The 18723-nt window shown below is 54.6% G+C and carries 16 protein-coding genes; 2 read left to right on the top strand and 14 right to left on the bottom strand.

Features of this window, described 5'->3' with window-relative positions:
* Window positions 1-1066: 1066 nt before the first annotated feature.
* From XaplCFBP3123_RS20765 to XaplCFBP3123_RS20745, 4 genes are all read right to left on the bottom strand, one after another.
* Window positions 1067-1291: a hypothetical protein gene (locus tag XaplCFBP3123_RS20765; RefSeq protein ID WP_104535750.1), complete on the bottom strand. Its 225-nt coding sequence runs from the start codon at window positions 1289-1291 to the stop codon at window positions 1067-1069.
* A 1244-nt stretch (window positions 1292-2535) separates the two neighbouring features.
* Window positions 2536-7242, bottom strand: coding sequence for an RHS repeat-associated core domain-containing protein (locus XaplCFBP3123_RS20755; protein ID WP_253254278.1), 4707 nt, complete (start codon window positions 7240-7242; stop codon window positions 2536-2538).
* A gap of 162 nt (window positions 7243-7404) precedes the next feature.
* Window positions 7405-8139: an RNA polymerase sigma factor gene (locus XaplCFBP3123_RS20750; RefSeq protein WP_253254277.1), complete on the bottom strand. Its 735-nt coding sequence runs from the start codon at window positions 8137-8139 to the stop codon at window positions 7405-7407.
* A 54-nt stretch (window positions 8140-8193) separates the two neighbouring features.
* Window positions 8194-8547, bottom strand: a complete 354-nt coding sequence (locus XaplCFBP3123_RS20745; RefSeq protein ID WP_104535754.1) for a SymE family type I addiction module toxin — start codon at window positions 8545-8547, stop codon at window positions 8194-8196.
* A 520-nt stretch (window positions 8548-9067) separates the two neighbouring features.
* Between XaplCFBP3123_RS20745 and XaplCFBP3123_RS20740 the strand changes: the two genes are divergently transcribed.
* Entirely contained in the window at window positions 9068-9757 is a 690-nt protein-coding gene (locus tag XaplCFBP3123_RS20740) for a hypothetical protein (protein WP_104535748.1), read from the top strand.
* Window positions 9754-11205 (top strand): XVIPCD domain-containing protein, encoded by a 1452-nt coding sequence (locus tag XaplCFBP3123_RS20735; protein WP_104535747.1) that lies wholly within the window; start codon window positions 9754-9756, stop codon window positions 11203-11205. Before XaplCFBP3123_RS20740 ends, XaplCFBP3123_RS20735 begins: the two co-directional genes overlap by 4 nt.
* 135 nt (window positions 11206-11340) lie before the next feature.
* On the opposite strand, the gene XaplCFBP3123_RS20730 is transcribed toward XaplCFBP3123_RS20735, so the two are convergent.
* From XaplCFBP3123_RS20730 to XaplCFBP3123_RS20695, 10 genes are all read right to left on the bottom strand, one after another.
* Window positions 11341-11964, bottom strand: a complete 624-nt coding sequence (locus XaplCFBP3123_RS20730) for a T6SS immunity protein Tdi1 domain-containing protein (RefSeq protein WP_104535746.1) — start codon at window positions 11962-11964, stop codon at window positions 11341-11343.
* A gap of 21 nt (window positions 11965-11985) precedes the next feature.
* Complete coding sequence (locus tag XaplCFBP3123_RS20725; RefSeq protein WP_253254276.1) at window positions 11986-12696, bottom strand: hypothetical protein; 711 nt, start codon at window positions 12694-12696, stop codon at window positions 11986-11988.
* 240 nt (window positions 12697-12936) lie between these two features.
* Window positions 12937-13320 carry a SymE family type I addiction module toxin gene (locus XaplCFBP3123_RS20720; RefSeq protein WP_104535744.1) on the bottom strand — a complete coding sequence of 128 codons (384 nt, stop codon included), beginning with the start codon at window positions 13318-13320 and terminating at the stop codon, window positions 12937-12939.
* A gap of 364 nt (window positions 13321-13684) precedes the next feature.
* Complete coding sequence (locus tag XaplCFBP3123_RS20710) at window positions 13685-14158, bottom strand: YybH family protein (protein ID WP_104535743.1); 474 nt, start codon at window positions 14156-14158, stop codon at window positions 13685-13687.
* Between the two features lie 127 nt (window positions 14159-14285).
* Window positions 14286-14579, bottom strand: a complete 294-nt coding sequence (locus XaplCFBP3123_RS21360) for a hypothetical protein (protein ID WP_146091411.1) — start codon at window positions 14577-14579, stop codon at window positions 14286-14288.
* A 390-nt stretch (window positions 14580-14969) separates the two neighbouring features.
* Window positions 14970-15803 (bottom strand): hypothetical protein, encoded by an 834-nt coding sequence (locus tag XaplCFBP3123_RS21355; RefSeq protein ID WP_146091410.1) that lies wholly within the window; start codon window positions 15801-15803, stop codon window positions 14970-14972.
* Window positions 15804-15976: 173 nt separating this feature from the next.
* Entirely contained in the window at window positions 15977-16240 is a 264-nt protein-coding gene (locus XaplCFBP3123_RS21350) for a hypothetical protein (protein WP_146091409.1), read from the bottom strand.
* A gap of 426 nt (window positions 16241-16666) precedes the next feature.
* On the bottom strand, window positions 16667-17086 hold the full coding sequence (locus XaplCFBP3123_RS21345) for a hypothetical protein (RefSeq protein ID WP_146091408.1): 420 nt from the start codon (window positions 17084-17086) through the stop codon (window positions 16667-16669).
* Between the two features lie 77 nt (window positions 17087-17163).
* A complete protein-coding gene (locus XaplCFBP3123_RS20700; RefSeq protein WP_253254275.1) occupies window positions 17164-17931 on the bottom strand; it encodes a KilA-N domain-containing protein in 768 nt (255 codons plus the stop codon).
* 89 nt (window positions 17932-18020) lie between these two features.
* Entirely contained in the window at window positions 18021-18473 is a 453-nt protein-coding gene (locus XaplCFBP3123_RS20695) for a hypothetical protein (RefSeq protein ID WP_104535741.1), read from the bottom strand.
* Window positions 18474-18723: the final 250 nt, after the last annotated feature.

Genomic DNA, 18723 nt, shown 5'->3' with positions numbered 1-18723 from the left:
CCGATGTCACATGTCTCGTCATTGGGTAGCGTTGATCAGACCATCCCTAGTGGCGCTGCTTACGAATAACTGGGTCAGGTTAAGCTTTAAGTGAACCCAACCCCGCTTCTCCACCGGGAACGTGGCCAACTGAGCCAACAGAACAGGGGCAGATTGCGCTTTGCCGCAGGCGAACATACGAAAGTAACGGGTTCACTTGCTACTGGCCGATGCGTAGGAACCCAATTGCACAGAAAGGCACTGCGATGCCCATGGCGAAGAGGGGCATGGCGGCATTCCCGCAAAGTCTCAGAACCAAATGCTTTGCTGGGTCAGCGGACGATTCCCGTCAAGGCGTGTAGCCCCACTGCGCGATGATGGCTTCCAAGATGGCTTGATTCGGTACGCTCGCGCCTGGACATGTCATCAGATATGCCCGGCGTGCCGCCGCCGTGGCTGACGGGTTGAAGGCCGGGCTCCATACCTGGATGGCGTGGAAGGTTGCGATCGGCGCTGCACATTCTGGAGTCGGAGTACCGAAGCCGGACACGCTGGCCATGCAAAGAAAGACCGAGCAAGGATCAGGCGCCTGGGCGCGCACTGGGGCGCTCAAGCCAAGGCCTAAAGCCGCAGCCAGTGCGAAAGTGGCGGCAACGCTACGTAGCTTCATGATGAATACGTCCCTGATGGTGGTTGAAATGACGTGCTTGTCTCTGGGCGACCTGCGTTAAGCGTGGCTAAGCGAGAAAGCCCCGACACCGCTTGCAATGGTGTCGGCTGGGTCACCTGATGTTCCGTCTTCGCCAGAATGGCGGTGGGCAGGGTAGCATGTCGACCGCGCGCGGGGTGAGGGCTAGACACCGCCGGTTGGCCGCCGAGCAGAGATGCGCTGGTAGCTAGTCCAGTCCCGTGGCGCGACAGCGCCTGCTCATCCATCGCTCTCTTGCTTTTCATTGGCCAGGTCAATGTCGTGCAGATTAGAGACCTCAGCACACTGAAATGAAGCGGCGTGAGCCAACTCTCACAGCAAGCTGCGTTGATAGAAGATTGTCAATGGACATCTATCAAAGACAGAGTTAGACAGAGCCTATCTGCCATCAGGCTGCTTGACCGTAAGAAAGCCAAGCGTGCACAGGATGACCCCCATCACGGCAAGGCCAATGACAACCAATTGCCGGATCTCGTCGCTGGGCGAAGGAGCCTTGATTAGGCCCCTCAAAAAAACCAGTGCGTCCACCGCCAATAATATGAGACCGATTTTGCTATAAGTGTTGATCAGGCCCCCAAGAAAAGGGCGCATCTTCTTATTCATCCATGAAATCCTTTGTACCAGCAGTGAGAGTTAGACTACTACTGCAGATATTCCCGCACTCTGGGCTCTTGGTCAATCATTCAACGGTATCGAGTCCAGCATAAAAATGGCAACCACGTTTGCACTGCGGATGCGCCATGAAGGAATGAGAGGTCAAGTCGACTCATTAGATTAACCTGACCCCACTTCTTGTGGCCTCATCGCCTTGTGTAAGGTACAGCCCAGCTCACCTGCGGCGCACTACGCCAGAGCTAGACGGTGTCTGCTGCATATGCGCGGCGCACTTCTTTTCTTACAGAGAATCTGTCTGTAGAAGAGCATGAAGATCTTCGGGTCCGGGCGCTATGAGTGACGTTGAACCGTTGCATGTGGCTGTGAGTCTGAACTTGGACTTGGTTGATTGATCCTCGATAGCGCGAACACCGTCGATAACGCACAAGACGCCGAACAGCGTTGCATCGGCCGCCATTTGCAATGCGGCGACAACGTTGGCTTTGTCGGCAGGAGCGAGACCGCGATACCAGACGGACAAGCTAACCAAAGATTGTTGGGGCCTACGGCCCGGCGGGGCGTTAAGAAGTTCCACGCAGTCGTGAACGGCTGCGTCCGCGCATTGGGTCTTCAGCCCGATAACAAAGTCATCTGGAGTCATCTCAGGTCCTGGCTGATGAAGAGTTCGCTAGCTTCCATCTTCAAGCGATCGAAGCTTGCCGCCAATGGGGAGGGTGTTGCCATCTTGTCGTAGGGGCGCGCCATGCCTGTGACTGCGCTCAGGCGGAGACTGCGAATTTCCAGCCGAGGTATTTATCTCGATTTACAGTAATAAATTCCCTCTCCATCGGAAACCCATTCAATTCCATAGATCCAGTGAGACTTGTAAGAATGCTCAAGCAAAAGCATCATTCTCTTTTTGCAAAATCGATAGCTAATCGAATAAGGTGATTTTGCGGGTACAACCTCTACCCACCCTGTTTTTAATGCGAGGCTCCTAAAATTCGCTAATGGAGGAACCTCCCCAGGACTCAAATGAATGTTACTTGACAGACCGCCGGCAACGCTGACTCGATCAAAAAAATTTATGGGCGTCCCCCCAAAGCTCTGCGCAAACGGGTCGATTTCAGCTTTTAACGTACTGATTCCAGGCTTTCCGGAAAGATCAGTAGCTTTTGACTTCTTTGAAGACAAATAGATGCCATATGCTACGCAAGCACAAATGGTAGCAAAAAATAAGTAATTTATTATTTTCACCATTCCCAGCCCCAACCATCGTTACTAATAACCTCACCTTTTTCACCACCAAACCCACCGGTACCACGACCTTTAGTGATAGAAACTCCTGTGCCCACTCCGATTTCAGTGGTAGAACCCGCTCCAGGTGAGTAGCTATATGCTCCGCCGAGTGGCCCATACGCTCCAAACCCAGCCAATCCAGGGCCGGTGAAAAGATTATTCAATTGAGCGTCGTTCGGGCGCCCTTCACATTCGTTAACCCATCCCATGCTTGCTGAAACGCCTGCGGATATCGAGTGAGGGTATATCTTTGCCAGCCCTTTACTCGTATAGACTCGACCATTCCTTCCCCGAGTAAAGGAAAGGGTACCGGGACCATAATTGAATGATACCTTTACAAAATCGGGGCCTCTAAGGTTTACGCCATCTTCCCAAGAGAGTCTTTGCCCTCCGTTATTAAAAGAGCCTACTGACTCTAGGCCCAGTAGGTCAAACATTTCGTAAGGATTTGCAGAGACGTATGAATAGGTGCTTATGTCAGCCGCTATACCAACCGGATCACTCTGCCCATACCGGCCTGCCGCCGCGTCGTAATCACGAAAGTAGTTCTGATTGAACCCGCTCGCTGCATCAAACCGCTGGCCCGGAAAGCGCATATCGAACGTCATCGCGGTGCCGTCTCCATCCGGATCCTGGTTGGGTGCTGTATTGCCGAAGGCTTCGCCCTTCAGGCTCCAGTTCCACACGGCAACGTCGCGGGCGGCATCCACGACCACACGCGGGCTGCCTAGGTGGTCGGGTTCGATATAGTGCAGTTGACCACCGTTGGCCAACAGGCCCACCGGCAGGTCATCCAGCCAGATCGCTTGTTGCTTGGGTGCACCGTTAGTGTCGTAGTCGCCGAGCCAATGGCCGGCCTCGTCGTAGAGCGTATAGGTGTTGGTGGTGCCCAGGTAGCGACGTACCTGCTCGCCTAGGCCGTTGTAGCGGTAGTTCATGACCGCGACACCTGCGCGCTTGACCTGGGTCATGCGCCCGGTGTTGTCGTACAGGTACTCGCGTGCCTTGCCGCCGATGGTGAGGGTGTTGCCCATTTTGTCGTAGGTGCGTGCCACGCCTGCGACTGCGCTCAAGCGGTGGTTGGTCGTTGGATAGGTGTAGGCCTGCGTGGCGCCGCCGACTTTGGCGCTCATGCGGTTACCCGTGCCATCGTAGCTATAGCCGTCGATCACGGTACCTGTACTGCCGTCCTTTAGTGCGGTCAGCCGACCAAGCGCGTCGTAGGTCAGCTGAAGCTCTGGCGTGGGGTTCCCGGCCGGGGTCAGGTCAGTGAGGTCGCCAACAGGGTCGAAGCCGAAGCCAATCTCCAGGCCGCCTGTGCGGCTGTCCTGAATGCTCTGTGGGCGGTAATCCTGATCGTACATGCGTGCCAACGTGCGGCCGTTGCCGTAGGTCCAGCCGGCAGATGGGCCGAACGGATAGTAGGTCGCTCCGCTCAGCAGACGTTGGCGGCTGCCGCCTTGTGCCGTCACCCCAACCTCGGTCGTTTGGCCGTGCGCGTTGCGGACATAATCGACCGTAGTGCCGTCCGGGTAGACCATCGACCGCAGGCGGCCGCCAGGCGTGTAGTCGTAGCGCAACACCAACATCTTGCCGTTGACCGTCTGCACCTTGCGCACCACCTCGCCGAAGCGGTTGTAGCAGTATTGGGTGGTACCGCTGCCATCCTGGAGCTTAGCCAGCCGCCCGACGGTGAAGGTCTCACCGCTGGCGCACACGCTCTGTGTGACGTCATAGGTGTAGCTGACATTGAAGGCGGTGGTTGGGTAGCTGATGCTCAGGACACGGTTGAGCGCGTCGTAGCCATAGGTGGACGTGATGCCGCGTGCATCGGTCTGCGTGGCGCGGTTGCCGGCGCTGTCGTAGGTATAGCTAGTGACGCCGGTGTCCGGGCTGGTCAGCTTCAGGGTATCTCCGAAGCCGTTGTACGTGTAGCGCGTGTCCAGACGTTTGGGATCCTTGACCTGCAAGGGGCGATCCTGCGTGTCGTAACCCACATTGGTTTCGGCCTTGATGCCATCGACGTCCTGCAACGTGCGCGCAAGCCGACCGAGCGGATCGTGCTCTTGCAGGGTGCTACGGCCAAATGCGTCGGTGATCAAACGCAGGTTGCCGTTTGCATCGTAGGCGTAGTCGGTGGGATTTGCGGCTGCGTCCGCCTGCGTTTTCAGTTGGCCCAATTGGTTGTAAATACGGCTCAAGCTGCGCTTGAGCGTACCTTGCGCATCCTTGGTCTGCTCCTCCAGACGATTGCCGGCATCATCAAGCACGTAATGAAGGGTGTTGCCCAGCGTATCGGTGACATCGGTGAGGCGTTGGGCCTGGTCGTAGACAAACGTGGCGTAGCTGCCGTCGGGCTGGGTGATGCGCTTGACCAAGCCGGTGGGCCAATACTCCAACGTGGTGACGCGATTCTGCCCGGAAGTAGCGCCATGCACCGTGGTCGATGCCAACCAACCACGCGGGTGGTAGCTGTAATCGGTCAGCACCCCGTTTTCGTCAACGGCAGAAAGAACGCGGCCTGCCGCGTCATAACTCAGATTCTCGCGGATCTGGCCGCGGGCCTTGATGGTTTGCTTGAGGTCGCCCTTGCGATACGGGCACGGTCCGGTGCCGGTCTCGCACCCGGCAGCATCGATGGGGTAATAGTTGTAGGTCGTACGGTCGTCGATATCCGTGCGCGGGCCATCGATGGACTTCAAGTAGCCAAGGATCGGGCAGCCACCACCGCTGGTGGCAACATCAGACGCCTCACAATACGTGTAAGCCAGCTCTCGCTTCTGGCCTTCTTGGCTGGTTATTGTCAAGAGGACAGGCTGAAGCCGAGCGTTGCGCGTGTAAGTTGTTTTGCGTCCGTCTAGCTGAATCGAGAGGACTTTATTTGAGCCTGTCGCGGTTGCTGTCGTTATGGTGCGTTGCTGAGGATGCCCAAGGGCTTCCTGGACCGTGTGGACACTGACATTTACCCCGTTCTCGGTTGTTTCCGAATAGATATGCTTTGTCTGTATGCCTCGCCGATCCGTCATTGTGCTCAACCTTCTACGGTAGTCCACAGATTGATCGTAGTAGGTGTAGCTCGCCGTTCCCGCGCCATCGGTAATTGCGGAAATCTTCGGTGCCTGACCGCCAGCATTGGTCATAGCGTAGGTAGATTTGCCTCCCAATGCATCCGTCACGATCGTTCCGGCGGAGGAATAAGCGAGAGCTACCCCGTCTGCCCCACCGATGTGCTGACTGGATACCGCCCGCCCTACGTCATCGTACGCGTAGGTACTGAAGCGTTGACCATTTTCATTGGTGATTCCTGTCAGATGTCTAGAGAAACGTAAATCCTCGTAGTGATAGACACGCATGCCACCGTCAGCAAACGTAACGCTTTTCAAGCGACCCTGATCGTAGGTGTAGGCAGATAGCAGAACACCTGCCGATGAAACGCTAGCGATCAAGTCCTTATTAGCACCGTCTGCGTAGCGGAGATCGACAGATCTCCCCTGCAACGAAGTGATTTTACTAAGGCGTCCGTCACTGTCATAGGCGTAAAGCAAGCCAGCGCCGTCGTCAGTCATGCGCGAGAACAAGCGGCCTTTTGCATCGAACGTGTAGATGGCGTCGCGCCTATACAGCTTCCAAGTTTCGCCATCCGGAATTATTCTTTCACCTGAACCATTGGTTGCATCATAGCTTTGACCGCTTTTTCTAAAAGGAATCGCATAGCCATTGCCTTCAATCAAACCCAACGTGGACGACTGGATTGTCAAGCGTAAGCCGTGAGAATGCGACCAATTCTGGCCAAAATCGCCAGCTGCCACAGCGATTCCAGAATGGTAATAGCGGATGAGATCAATCCAGCCCAGATTAAAGTCAGACTCAACTTGAAATTTTTCGCCAGTCTTGACGTCACAGGGATTACCGACAAGCCCAGAATGCGACCCTGTGTCTGTGCCACATTGATTTGCAGCGACTTTAATCGTGGCAAAAAAATCTTTATTGGCACAAGCTTGCTCACTTATCAGCCAAGCTGTGAACGGCTTTGGACACTCCGCCCTTCGCTTCCTGGTTATGATAGTTGAATACGATAAAGTTCCATCACAATCTGAATATGTAGTGGTAACGACATAGTCTCTTTTCTGATATTCCATACCCCTGTCGTACTCTGGGTATGGCCCTATTGATGGAGCCCATTCCCGTTCAGGGGAAGCCTTTGCGTAAAGTCCGCATTGCGGATATCTTTCATTAAGCTGCCGGACAAGATCTTTTACCGCGTCAGCTTCTGTCGCAAAATCTGTCAGTCCCCAGGACTGAAAGACCCAATCTTCGTCTTTTGCTTTTTCACGCCCCGTCCAATATGTGATTGTCATTTCACCATTTTCGGACACAGAAGCTTGCTTGATAGTGTCGATATATTTATATATGTCTTCGACATTGGTCGGACCCGGAATCGTTTTGATTGCAGCTTCTGCCTGCACCTGGGTCGTATAATCGCCAAAGTGCTTTCCGTCGGTGTCATAAACCGAAAATTTTGGCTTGGCCTCTTGAGCCCACGCGCATGCAGAGAGAGCAATGAGGACACATGACAGTGTCCAGCTGTGCCAAAAGGTCAACCGATCAGACTTAGGAGCCACGCCGCCCGGCAGCGAACGGAATCGATGAAGCAGCGCCATATTTTCTTCCTTGAAATAAAGAACCAGATCCTTGGTTTATGCCTGACAACGACGGCTGCGTAGTGACCACAGCACTTTCTGTTTTAGGCACCACTATTTGCTCAACACACGTTCGCATCCATAGCAGCCTCTGTCAATACGGGAGTCAAGAGCTGCCGGCTATCAACTGACTATCGCCCGGCACGCAGCCAGGGCGCGGCTGATGTGCTTTTCCACCATCTTGATCGAGATGCCCATGGCTGCGGCCACTTGTGGGTAGGTGAGGCCGTCGATGCGATTGAGGATGAATGCCTGGCGGCATCTGGGCGGTAGTGCGGGCAGCGTGTGGGTGTGCAGGTGCTGCAGGATGCGGCGGGCGTCGGCGATCTGGTCGACGTGGGCGCCGTCTGCGGCCAGTGGTGCGATCAGGTCCAGTGCGACGTGGGCGTTGGCATGGCGGCGGTGGCGCGTGCGCCAATGCTCCAGCACCACGTTGTGCGCGATGCGGTACATCAGCAGTGGGTAGTCGCCGATGTCGGACGCGTCGCGGTAGGCCAGCAGGCGGAGCAGCGTTTCCTGGGTGAGGTCGTTGGCCGTGTCGGGGTCACGCAGGCGCCGGCGCATGTAGGCGAACAGGTCGGCATGCAACAGGCCGATGGCCTGGTCGAAACGCGCCCTGCCCGCTGCCGGCTCCTCGCGTACGCGCCAACGCGTGGTGTGGCGTACGCGGGTGTAGTTGCACATAGATGCATCGCGCAGCTGCGCGACGTACGCCGTGCGTGTGGCGGTGGTGCCTGAGCCGCTGCGCCGATGCCAGGCGGTGCAGGTATTGGTCGCGCGTTCGACCGGCAGCGGCATCCATTTGCTGCCGAAGTGTGGGAATGTGCCAAGGATGCCGGCCAGGGTGTCATTCACCATGCGAGTTCTCCAACTGCGGGGTGCACGCGCGGAGCGCGGGGTGCGGCGGGTTGGTCACTCTGCAGGTGCCACGGTGACGACCAGCTCGCCGTTGCGCATGCGGATGTGGAGTTTGCTGCCGATGGTGAAGCCGAGTTGTTCCAGCCAGCGGCCGCGTAGGCGCAGCGTGGGGATGCGTTGGTGGCTGTCGGGGTAGTAGCCGTAGCCGACGGTGCAGTGTTGCGGGGCACGCGGGTGGCCTGGGCGGCGCGGCTTGGTGGGATCGGGGCGAGGCTCTGGGATGGGGGTGCGCTCGAGGTAGGGCCGCGGCGGGATCGAGGGGTCGAGCGAGTGCCAGCCGATCTCGGTGGGCGGCGGCACCGTGGCGCGCTTGCGCACTGGCTTGGGACTGGATGGGGATCGACGCATGGCAAAGCCCTCCTTGACGAACAAGGCCCGCCGCCGGGTGGCGACGGGATGTCGGGAGGTTAGAAACCGAAGACAGACGGCGGGCGTATTTCCCCGAAGGGTGTTGTATTAGCCACCCTCCCGACGCAGGCAACGCGTCGGCTGCGCCCGCAGGAAGCTGCAGGCACAAAAAACCCACCGGGATTTCGGAGGTGGGTACCGCTGTCTTAGGAGTTTCTACGCTCCGTGGCCAAAAGACTGCTACGCGCTGCGTGACATGTCAACTGGCTGATGCTGGCAATCTAGAAAGCGTTGATGGAAGATCCTAGCGTCAACGTTTGAAGCAGCAGGGTCAGAGTTGGATTGAACCTAGAGAGATTGCTACTCCAAGCGCATCCCCACCCTCCCGCAAATAGCTTTTACGTTCTCTCGCTATCCATCACCATCGCGCCACTCAGATTCGGGCGCGGTAGTGCATGACACAGACGGCACGAGTGACAATTGACCAGCAGCGCGATGCCGCGTGAGTCGCAGGATCCCAATGATAAAAATTAGCTTCCGAAACCTGCTTCCCTTGTTGCTGCTTTCACTAGCGCTGCCAAGTGCATGTGCTCGCACGCCCCATGAAGCAAAGCGGGATGCAGGCACGTCATCTGCTGCGACAGCGACGCCGCCCCCTCAAGAGAAGAGCAGAAGTATCGACAACGGTGCCGACATCGTCTCTGCGAATACTACTTTGCAAGAATTGCAGCGCCGGCTGCTGCGCTTCATTGATGGACTGACAGTGCCAGCGGATCTGGACTACCCACGAATGGAATCTGCACTTGGCATCAAGCTTGGGCCACCGTCTGATCCGGCATACCCGTGGCGTGAAGCAAAAGACGTCGCTCTGGCCGATGGCTATGCGCTCTACGCGACACATCGCCCAACGAAGGATGGCTTCTCGCGGATCGAAGTTGCAGTGTCTTTGCCTAACCAAGGCGATCCCACGCGCGTGCCCACGTCGACCTGCATCTGGCAAGCCGAAGCATTGTCCACAGCGCTTGAACGGATGGGATACACGCGCGGCGGGCAGCGGCCGTTTCAGGGTGGATGGCTACGCCAGCATTGGCGCGCGATCAACGGCGGAAGTCAGATTTTTTCGGTCTCATTGCTTCTCTATCGAACCAATGAACAAGGCAGGCCAGAAGAGTGCGTTTATAGCGTCAAGATCGATGGAGGCAAGCCATGAACCGGGTTGACTCACGTATCGAGCCTCTACTTGCCCAGATGGCAAAAGACCCTGCACTTCCTGCTGGTGCAGAGGACAGCATTCGCCAGACGATCGCCGAATCACCTTATCTGTCGAACCTGCTAGGTGATGCCATTGAGAAAGGTCGAATTGGCGCGATTGCTGTTTCGCATGGACAAAACAACGGCGGCCACTTCCAGGATGGTAAGGACGGCAAGGCGGGCACACTCAACATCAGTGAAGCAGCGTTCAAAGATTTCACAGGCTCAGAGCGCATCGACTATCTGACCGAGGTCATGGGCCATGAAACGATGCACGGCGTATTGGCCCAGCATCGTGCCAACGCCCTTGCCGAGTTCGGCAAGAGTATGAGTAACCGGATGCAGGAAGCCTACGACGATCGCGAGCATCAGGTCGACCTGACTGGTCCTACCCGTGTTTACCTGGATTCGACTCGCGCAGACGAAGCACTGTCGGAAATCTCGGGAATGCGTGCCCTGCATGATCGAATCAAACATCTGAACCCTGAGATGCCCGACAGTGTGGTTGAGAAGGAGTTGCTCGACCGGTCGAGTAATCGGTGTGTCGTGCGACAACCGAACGGCGCTCCGCAATTTGCGGATGGGCTGACCTACGATGCACTCACCAAGCAGCCCTTTTCCCGCAACGATGCGCTGACCAAATCTGTTGAGCACTGCTTTTACGACAGCAGTGGCACGCTAGGCCCGCATGGCGACTCCGACTACCGGAACTACTATGGCGTGAATCCGATCAGTCACATCGCGCAGAACTACGCGCATCTTGCGCATGACCGCCAGCCTCCGGAAGTTCGCATCGATCTTAAATCGCTGGGCCTGGACCCAAGACAGCTGGAGCGCAACGGGCTGGAGCTAGGATCTGCAAAGACCTTCAACATCATTGACCTTGGCAAGGACGGCTATGGCATGGTCCAGCTCAAGGACACTGGCGCACGCGGCGTTAGCTCTCCCAATCTGGCGGCACCGAATGCGCCAAGCCGCACATTAACGCCTGCAGAGGTGGGGCACCCTGACCATGCCATGCATCAGCAGATCCGAAGCAAGGTGGAGCAGTTAGATGCAGCCAACGGCCGCACGTTTGACGCGACCAGTGAACGGATGACAGCGAGTCTGCTGACGCTAGCCAAAGACAATGGGCTAACTCGGGTGGACCACGTGCTGCTCAGCGAAAAGACCAGAGACTCGCCCGCTGCGCAGACCCTGTTTGTAGTGCAAGGCGATCCAAAGGATCCGGCCATGTTGCGCGCTCATATCCCAACAGCCGACGCAGCGCAGCGACCTGTCCAAGAGAGCTTTACCCAACTGGAATCTGTCAACCAGCGCTTAGCGCAAGAACGCACGCAAGAGCTGGCAATGGATCAGCAACGCTCGCAGGAACAACAACAGCGCGGCCCTATTCCGTCGCTTTGAGGCGATGATGCGTCGCACCTACCATCATCAAACGGTTAGCAGGCCCTCGCTCTGGACAAGGAACGAGGGAGACAGATGCCTAAGTGAATCTGACCCCGTTTCCCTCCGGCGGATGTGTACCTTACTGCCGTTGGTCTATTCGCCAAGCTTAACCGACGAAATTAGTGTACCAATGGGCAAGCTCTTTACTTGTGACTGAATCTTTCCAAGTCCATCGAAATGAGCCTTCAGATCGCATGGCGAAAAGTTATCAGGATGCAAGATTCCTCCCAGCGTTAGAGGAATCTTGCAGCTAAAGCACTGACCTGCCTCAAGGATGTGCCCTATCGCCAATAAATCGCCAACAAGGTGAGGTGCAAACCATTGATTTGCTAGCTCCACCTTCTGGCGAGAATTGTCGAAGTTTTCTCTGCTATCCGCTATGCATATCAGATCCGCCGCACCAACATCAAGCCAGTAGATGGCGCCCGAGGCATCCGCTAAAAATGCATCGCCTAAAGCTGAAACCATCCGAAGTGAAAGGACCTGAGGGACAAGCCATCGCCACTCATTCATCAGGACATCAGATGATTGGCCTGATAGATCCACTGTTAGATCTTGCCATGTAATTTTCATGTGCCGTAGAACATTTGAATTGAGCAAGCCAGCAATAGGGGTGGTGCCTGAGTGCAAATATAGCCTAACTCGCCAGTTTAGGGGAGCGATGAACAGCTTGGGTTGACCTATTAACTGCACCTGACCTTTTTTGGCCGAAAACATTTTGAATCAGCTCGGTGCCCACTAATTCTTTCTAAAGTAGTTCCACCAAGCCTTCTTGGTCGGCTTTGCGCCATGTTCCAGCAATGACCCACGGCCGGGGCTGACGAAATGGTACTGGCCCGACGACTTCATCAGGCTGTGTAAATGGTTGCGTCCTTCTGCACGCTTCTCGGCGACGTAGGCCAGCTCGTCAGGCTTCAAGATCTGCACAGCTGCCAGGAAGACGTCCTCCGCGGGAAATTGGATCTTCTTCGGGAGCTCAGGGTGCTCAACCCCAATCATGACGCCCACCATGCCGTGTTCGTTCTGGAAGTCCTCCAAGCCGCAATCTTGAGCGAAAAGCTCCATCGTGATGACGCCGTGTCTTTCGATAAAATCGGCGATCTGCCCGCTGCATGCGGCTTGCTGGGAGAGTGCGTAGACCAACTTGAAAAGCCATGACCCTGCAATGTCGCCAGTCAACTTCTCTTTTGTCTCCGCGATGATTTCCAGCCTATAGCCGTTGTTCGGCTCTTCAACATCATCGAAAGGATCTGAAAGACCGTTGCTTGCCACCCTAATGCTGTCGCTTGTGCGGATGACGCTGAATGCCTGCCTGAGTGCAGGCCAACTGGGCCCGCCCATAAAGGCCGGGTTTATAACATGCGCGATGACATCAGGATCGACCTTTCCCAGAGATCCAAACAACTCGTCACGCGCCGCGTTTGTCTTTTGGTAAATTTCCGAGCTCATGGTTTCCATTCCCATCAAATTTTCTAAGTTTTCTGATCTACTTACCGGCAAAGCAGTCCTGCTAGCACTGACGGCTAACGGGATGTGCCGTATTGCAAAGCTCTTTGATATCTACCTTGCCGGCGAAATCCCCGTGCAAAACACAAGACGCTCGGATCGCCAGTGAGCGACCAGCACAGCGCTACGCGTGCTGGTGCGCGGCCGGCGTCGGCATGATGCTCGTCGAGTCGGTGCCTACCGTCAATTGTTGGCTGCCTTATCTGTCGCCTTCTCGCCATCATCCGCCACGGTGACGACCAGCTCGCCGTTGCGCATGCGGATGTGGAGTTTGCTGCCGATGGTGAAGCCGAGTTGTTCCAGCCAGCGGCCGCGTAGGCGCAGCGTGGGGATGCGTTGGTGGCTGTCGGGGTAGTAGCCGTAGCCGACGGTGCAGTGTTGCGGGGCACGCGGGTGGCCTGGGCGGCGCGGCTTGGTGGGATCGGGGCGAGGCTCTGGGATGGGGGTGCGCTCGAGGTAGGGCCGCGGCGGGATCGAGGGGTCGAGCGAGTGCCAGCCGATCTCGGTGGGCGGCGGCACCTTGGCGCGCTTGCGTGCTGGCTTGGGACTGGACGTGGGTCGACGCATGGCAATGCCCTCCTTGACGAACAGGCCCCGCCGCCGGGTGGCGACGGGATGTCGGGAGGTTAGAAACCGCTAAGAGTCGGCGGGCGTATTTCCCCGAAGGGTGTTGTATTAGCCGCCCTCCCGACGCAGGCATCGCGTCGGTTGCGCCCGCAAGATGCTGCAGGCACAAAAAACCCACCGGTTTGACGGAGGTGGGTACCGCTCTTAGAGGAGTTTCTACGCTCCTTGTGGTAGAGATTGCTGCGGGTTTGTTGGGTTGTCAACTGCTTCGAACTAAAAAGTGATGATTATTTTTTAAGTGTGGCCGCCACAAGGGACACGTACATCGCTTCCCTTCTTTGCTCCCTCGATCCATGAAAGCAGACTACCGTTTGGCCGAAGAATTGAGATTGTCCATATCCGAGAAGATCAACCACCGCTTGCCGGAGTTACGATGCAGCGTGAGAGTGAACTTTCCTATGTCGCCGGGTGCATCTCCGTAGCCGTAGGCACCTATGATGTAGGCGATGTTATCTTCAGCGGAAAAACCGAGTGAGCGCAGGCGCAGCGGACCCCCGCTGCTACCTTCATAGGCCGCTTGAATCGCTGTCCTGCCCCGGATTGGAGGACGATCGCTCTGCAGCAAAAAGCCATCTTCCGCAAATAACGCAGCAAGCGCGCTTGCGTCGCCCTTACGCCATGCGCGCTCATAGTCGCGGAGTACTCGATCAAGTTCGGGCGGTAACGCAACGCTGGGAACCGCTGTTGGCTTGGTTCTTTCTGTGATGTTCTGACCATGCGATGGCCCCGTGGCAAGCACGAGACTGAAGACAAAAAAGGTAATGATCGATCGGCTCATATGTCTTACTCCTTCTAGAGTCTCGTTGGTTGACTACAGAGTCATTCCGCGCTCCGCAACTGCGGCGATCAGGCTGCCCTTTAAGTTAACCTGACTCCGTGATTCGGCCGCCTTTCTCAACGAACTGTTAGGCATCCCCTTTGGGCCACTCAAGCGCGCAGCCCGTGATGGCGGAAACGCCGGTCACGAATGCTATTAGTAATTGCTCGTCTAAAAGCGGCGAAAACACAGGAAAATCTGTGGCGTTTCCGGCAGGACCAGTTCCCAATCGGTCAATTCGCACGACATTAATGTATCGGCCCGAGGCTGCCCAGTCCTTGTCTGTGCCTGAGCGATCTTGAACCCAAGCGCGCTTGAACCCATTTGGGCCTTGAGCCCACTCGATGTACGGCTGATTGCGTGAATCACGCAGAATCATCATGTCACGCTCCTGTTAGTGGCTGCGAGGCCTAACGCTTGAGTTAAGCCGCGCCGCGAGGCGGCGTCGGCTTGAATGAATTGTTAGGGGCTACCGTGACTGCTAGACGCCAATTCTCAAATACCGTATCAATTCTCTTTCACTCTACCGGTAGCCGATACGAGAAGGACAGAAATTTGTTGTTCCGGAAAACAGGGTCAGTTTAACTTAGGAAGTGAAACCAACCTTTGGGCCACCAATAACTCAACCTTCCCCCTTTATTTTAGACCTCATTCCTCCTTGCTCGACCCCGTTCTTGCTGAACGCAGATGGTGCAAATGGAGTCAGGCTTGACTTCTTAAATGAATCTCACCCGTTGTTCATAACGACTTGTCAGACATAAGGCTACCTCAGCTAGTTATCTTCGGGGCAATAGTACTGCCCAAGTACGGAGTACATCTCTCTTCCCTGCATCGAATCCTCAAACGTGACAGTCGATATCACCACCGTCGGCTCAGTTCCAACAAAAATATTTCCAAGATCAGACGCGCTGTGAAAAGGCGGAAGCTCAGTCGCGAAATGAGCTACAAGGCCATCGAAGTAGAATCGTATCGTTTCCATCGGATATGGCGCTGCGTTCTGGTTCTCGATGTCCGGAATGTATTTGATGTCAGGATAAGGCGCCTGGTTGTGCATCAGGCCCTTAGTCGAAATCTGGGTGAGCTGGACAGGATAGAAATCTGGATCAGGGTCTTTCTCCCCGAGCACGATCTTGCGGAGAACCTCAAGATCTTTTTGCGGTAGGACTATGTTTCTAAACTCATATAGCTCGCTTGCAGCGGCACGCCATAACAAGCTGAGAAAGAACATTCGAAGCCTCTTTGTGTCGGTGGAGACTTCGCGAATACCGAAATGGTCCTCGACCTTCGTATGTAGTTCGCCTAGCTCAACCGCCTCGCCCCAGCCGCTCCAAACTAGTTTGTGTTCTCGAAGCACACAAATTGCCCAAGTGTCGAGAGCCGACAGGATATCTTCACCTGCTCGAGTGACAAGCTCAGTGTCATACCAACTGCTCCAACGACGACTCGGCTTAGGCCCGTCACCGTACTGAAAAAGCGGTACGCCCGCTTGAATCGGCCTAGTTAATGCGTCAGGAATCAAATGAGATTTGACGAACGCTCCGGGTCTGCCAGTCAACTTGCAATAGCCGTAACGCGTGCGCTGTGCAGGCTTCTTCTTACGAGTCACTAGTGGCTCCAACTGTTGCCTGACATCTACGGACCGCCTAAACGCGGAAGAAAATATCGTCGCCATTATCTTGACGGCCATCAATCGCCGCAGTGCAATATTAACAACGACATCGGGTTGAAGCGTTTTAAAACAAAGCCCTGACCCCTTATCCACTCTCCTTATCTGCTAAGTCACGGCAAAACCAGGACAACCTTGCCCTGTACAAACCGTTTGATGCCCCAGCCCGAAATAAGACTATGAGCCCCCGCAAGGTTGGTAAAAATTCGATCTCCTGCTGGATTTTCATAGACGCCGGCTGGCCCATAGATTGCCCATCCATCAGTACCGACCTCGACCACATAGATCGTCGGACCGGCCTCGCCTTGATTGGCAACTTCTACGAAATCATCGTCTGTCATAGTGATTGCGGAATTGATATTGAAAGTGTCAATCACGAGCAATTTTCTCCTTGGCCTAACGCTTTAATTATGCCGACCCGCGAAACTGGTTCCGCTTGAATTAATTGTTAGATGCACCGCGCCAATGCTTAAAGAATAGGTTGCAAAACTCAACTATGGTTGAAGAGTCGCACAGAACCTGTGGATGTAGGAGCACTGGCCTGGACCCCTCGGATGGGTCGAACGATTGCATGTATGAGAGGTTTGGGTGTTCTAAGAGGCGCATCTTGTCTGAAACGCTCTCTGTGACCAAGACATTATTATCCACCTGAGCGATCACCCTTTGCTCTGAGAGCTGTTGATACAGCAAAGAATCCTCTTGCCTTACAAACACTGTTGGGATGTATGGAGGGATGCGGTGAGCAAGCGCGTCCCTGTAGCCTCTGAAGTGATCTTGATGCCAAGATGTAGTTTCTTCCGAAATCAGATAGACAACGATTTCTGACGAAAGTGATCTTGTGTTTTTTTCTTGAATAGATCAACAGACTGTTTTTTTCGCAGCAATTCCTGAATATCATGGTGGTACGCATAGGCCCAAGCAAGGTTGTCAAAGATTCCGACCACACCAATCAGGAATGCATAGAGATTGACTTGAGCGTCTAAGACGCTCTCCCTCGATGCTGGATTCTGTAGATCCGGCGGGAGGTTCATAAAGATTTTAGCCAAAGCGTGACGAAGAGTTATTAGTCGACGATTCACACCATGGTTTAGGTACTCAGTGGCTTTGGGGCTATCTGTGCGTTGGGCTTCCTCAGCACAACTGCCTTGCAATCGGTACAGCCCTCTAAGGCAATTTTCCAGTTCTTCTTCAAGATTAACGATCTGCTCTTCTGAGTAGTGCATATGTTTTCTGCGCGTCTAACCCCTGAGTTAAGCCGAAAGGAAAAGCGTGTTCGGCTTGAATGAATTGCTATTCCTTACTACGGTGCCGGCAAAAGCAGCGTTTTAACGTAGCCAAGAGCTTGTATATCTCTAGCACCAAAGTACTTAGGTGCATGGTCGATAAGCCATTTTTCGTTGAAGTGAATGCGAAAATCCTCATAAAGCTCTAGTGGATATAGGCGTGCTTTAATGTTTCGGCCGTCAGGATAAGAGTGAATGTAGTTAGGAAAATTATTTGGCTCAATACCTTTTACATCCCTCAGCCATTTACAGAACATCTTTCCCTCTGAGATGTCAGGCACTAGATTCTCGGGAAGCGTATAGCCAGCCTGTTCCAGTGGGGCAATGAGACCAAGCGTCAACTCATTTAGCATAGAGAAATGTGTATACGGAATCTTTCCTCTGTTCATAAGATACCGTTCAATGTGCACAGGCATTACAGGCTTCGACGCGCCTTGCTGCCATTCTGTGACCCACTGAGAAACTTTAACGGCAAATTTTGGAGATAGCCACTGCCCAAGATTGATGGCTATGTAAGGATGTACCCAAGTCCCTTGAAGCTGTGGATTTCCTCCGGCAATTACATGAACCAGCTGATCTTCGGGCATTCCCGTTTGCTTTGAAAGCTCATAGATAAATTCTTTTGTTGCTTTCAGAGCATGGTAGTGCGAGAACTGCTTGTTAACAGATTTACAGAGTGCAGTTGCACTTATGTAACCATCCGCTGATCGTTGGGGTATTACTTCCCCTTCTTCAACGTGGGGAATCAGAGCTAGCTGTTTATTTGGCATTTGGTCGCTGTCCATTTTTATAGTTGAAGTTGAGGACTGATACCTGAATCAAGCCAACCCGCGAAGCGGGTTTGGCTTAAATGAATTGTTAGGTGCTGGCCGCATTACTGGATCTCCTGCGACCCTGCCCAAACTTTGTTGAAAAGCGTATCCAGAGTTCTCTTGTAGAGCGCCTCAGAATGCATGCCGACCGCCGACTCAATCTGTTCGCTCTTGCCAAAATCAGAGCTTGAGACCCAGACGGTGTCCGGAGCAACCAAGACAACTTTGGCATTGTTCCTTGAATGAAGAACGATTCGAATGTTAGGAAAACTTCGCTTAATAGATTGTGCGCTGGCATGTGCGGCGCTGTTTGCGATTATGAAGATATCGCTCGGGCGTTTGCTAATAATTTGAGAGATGTAGTTGGCATCTGGCAGAAGCCTAGTCATTACGAAGATGGGCCCAGTCACGCGCGCTATCTGTGACAAACGTGTATTCCACGTGCTTACACAGATTGACATCTTTGCATCATCACAAGCAAAAGCGAATCCGCCATTGTCGTCGCTAAAAGCCATGTTTCGCTCCGATTCAAATCGAATTAATGAAGGACTGTTTCCAATGCCTAACACCTGGGTTAAGCCGCGCCACGAAGCGGCGTCGGCTTGTATGAACTGTTAGCTAGCAGTCCACACCGGTTTGATTGCGACGCTCTTGCTCTGCGAGACCCGACGGTTCCTCGTAGCGGCCGTGTACGCCGATGAAAGAACCTCTAGGATGGTACCTGCCATCTGTACCGATAAAGGAGCCAGCCAAGTGGTACTTGCC

It is taken from the genome of Xanthomonas arboricola pv. populi, from assembly GCF_002939945.1.
GTDB classification, from domain to species: domain Bacteria; phylum Pseudomonadota; class Gammaproteobacteria; order Xanthomonadales; family Xanthomonadaceae; genus Xanthomonas; species Xanthomonas arboricola_A.
This window is presented reverse-complemented; position numbering and strand designations above follow the sequence as displayed.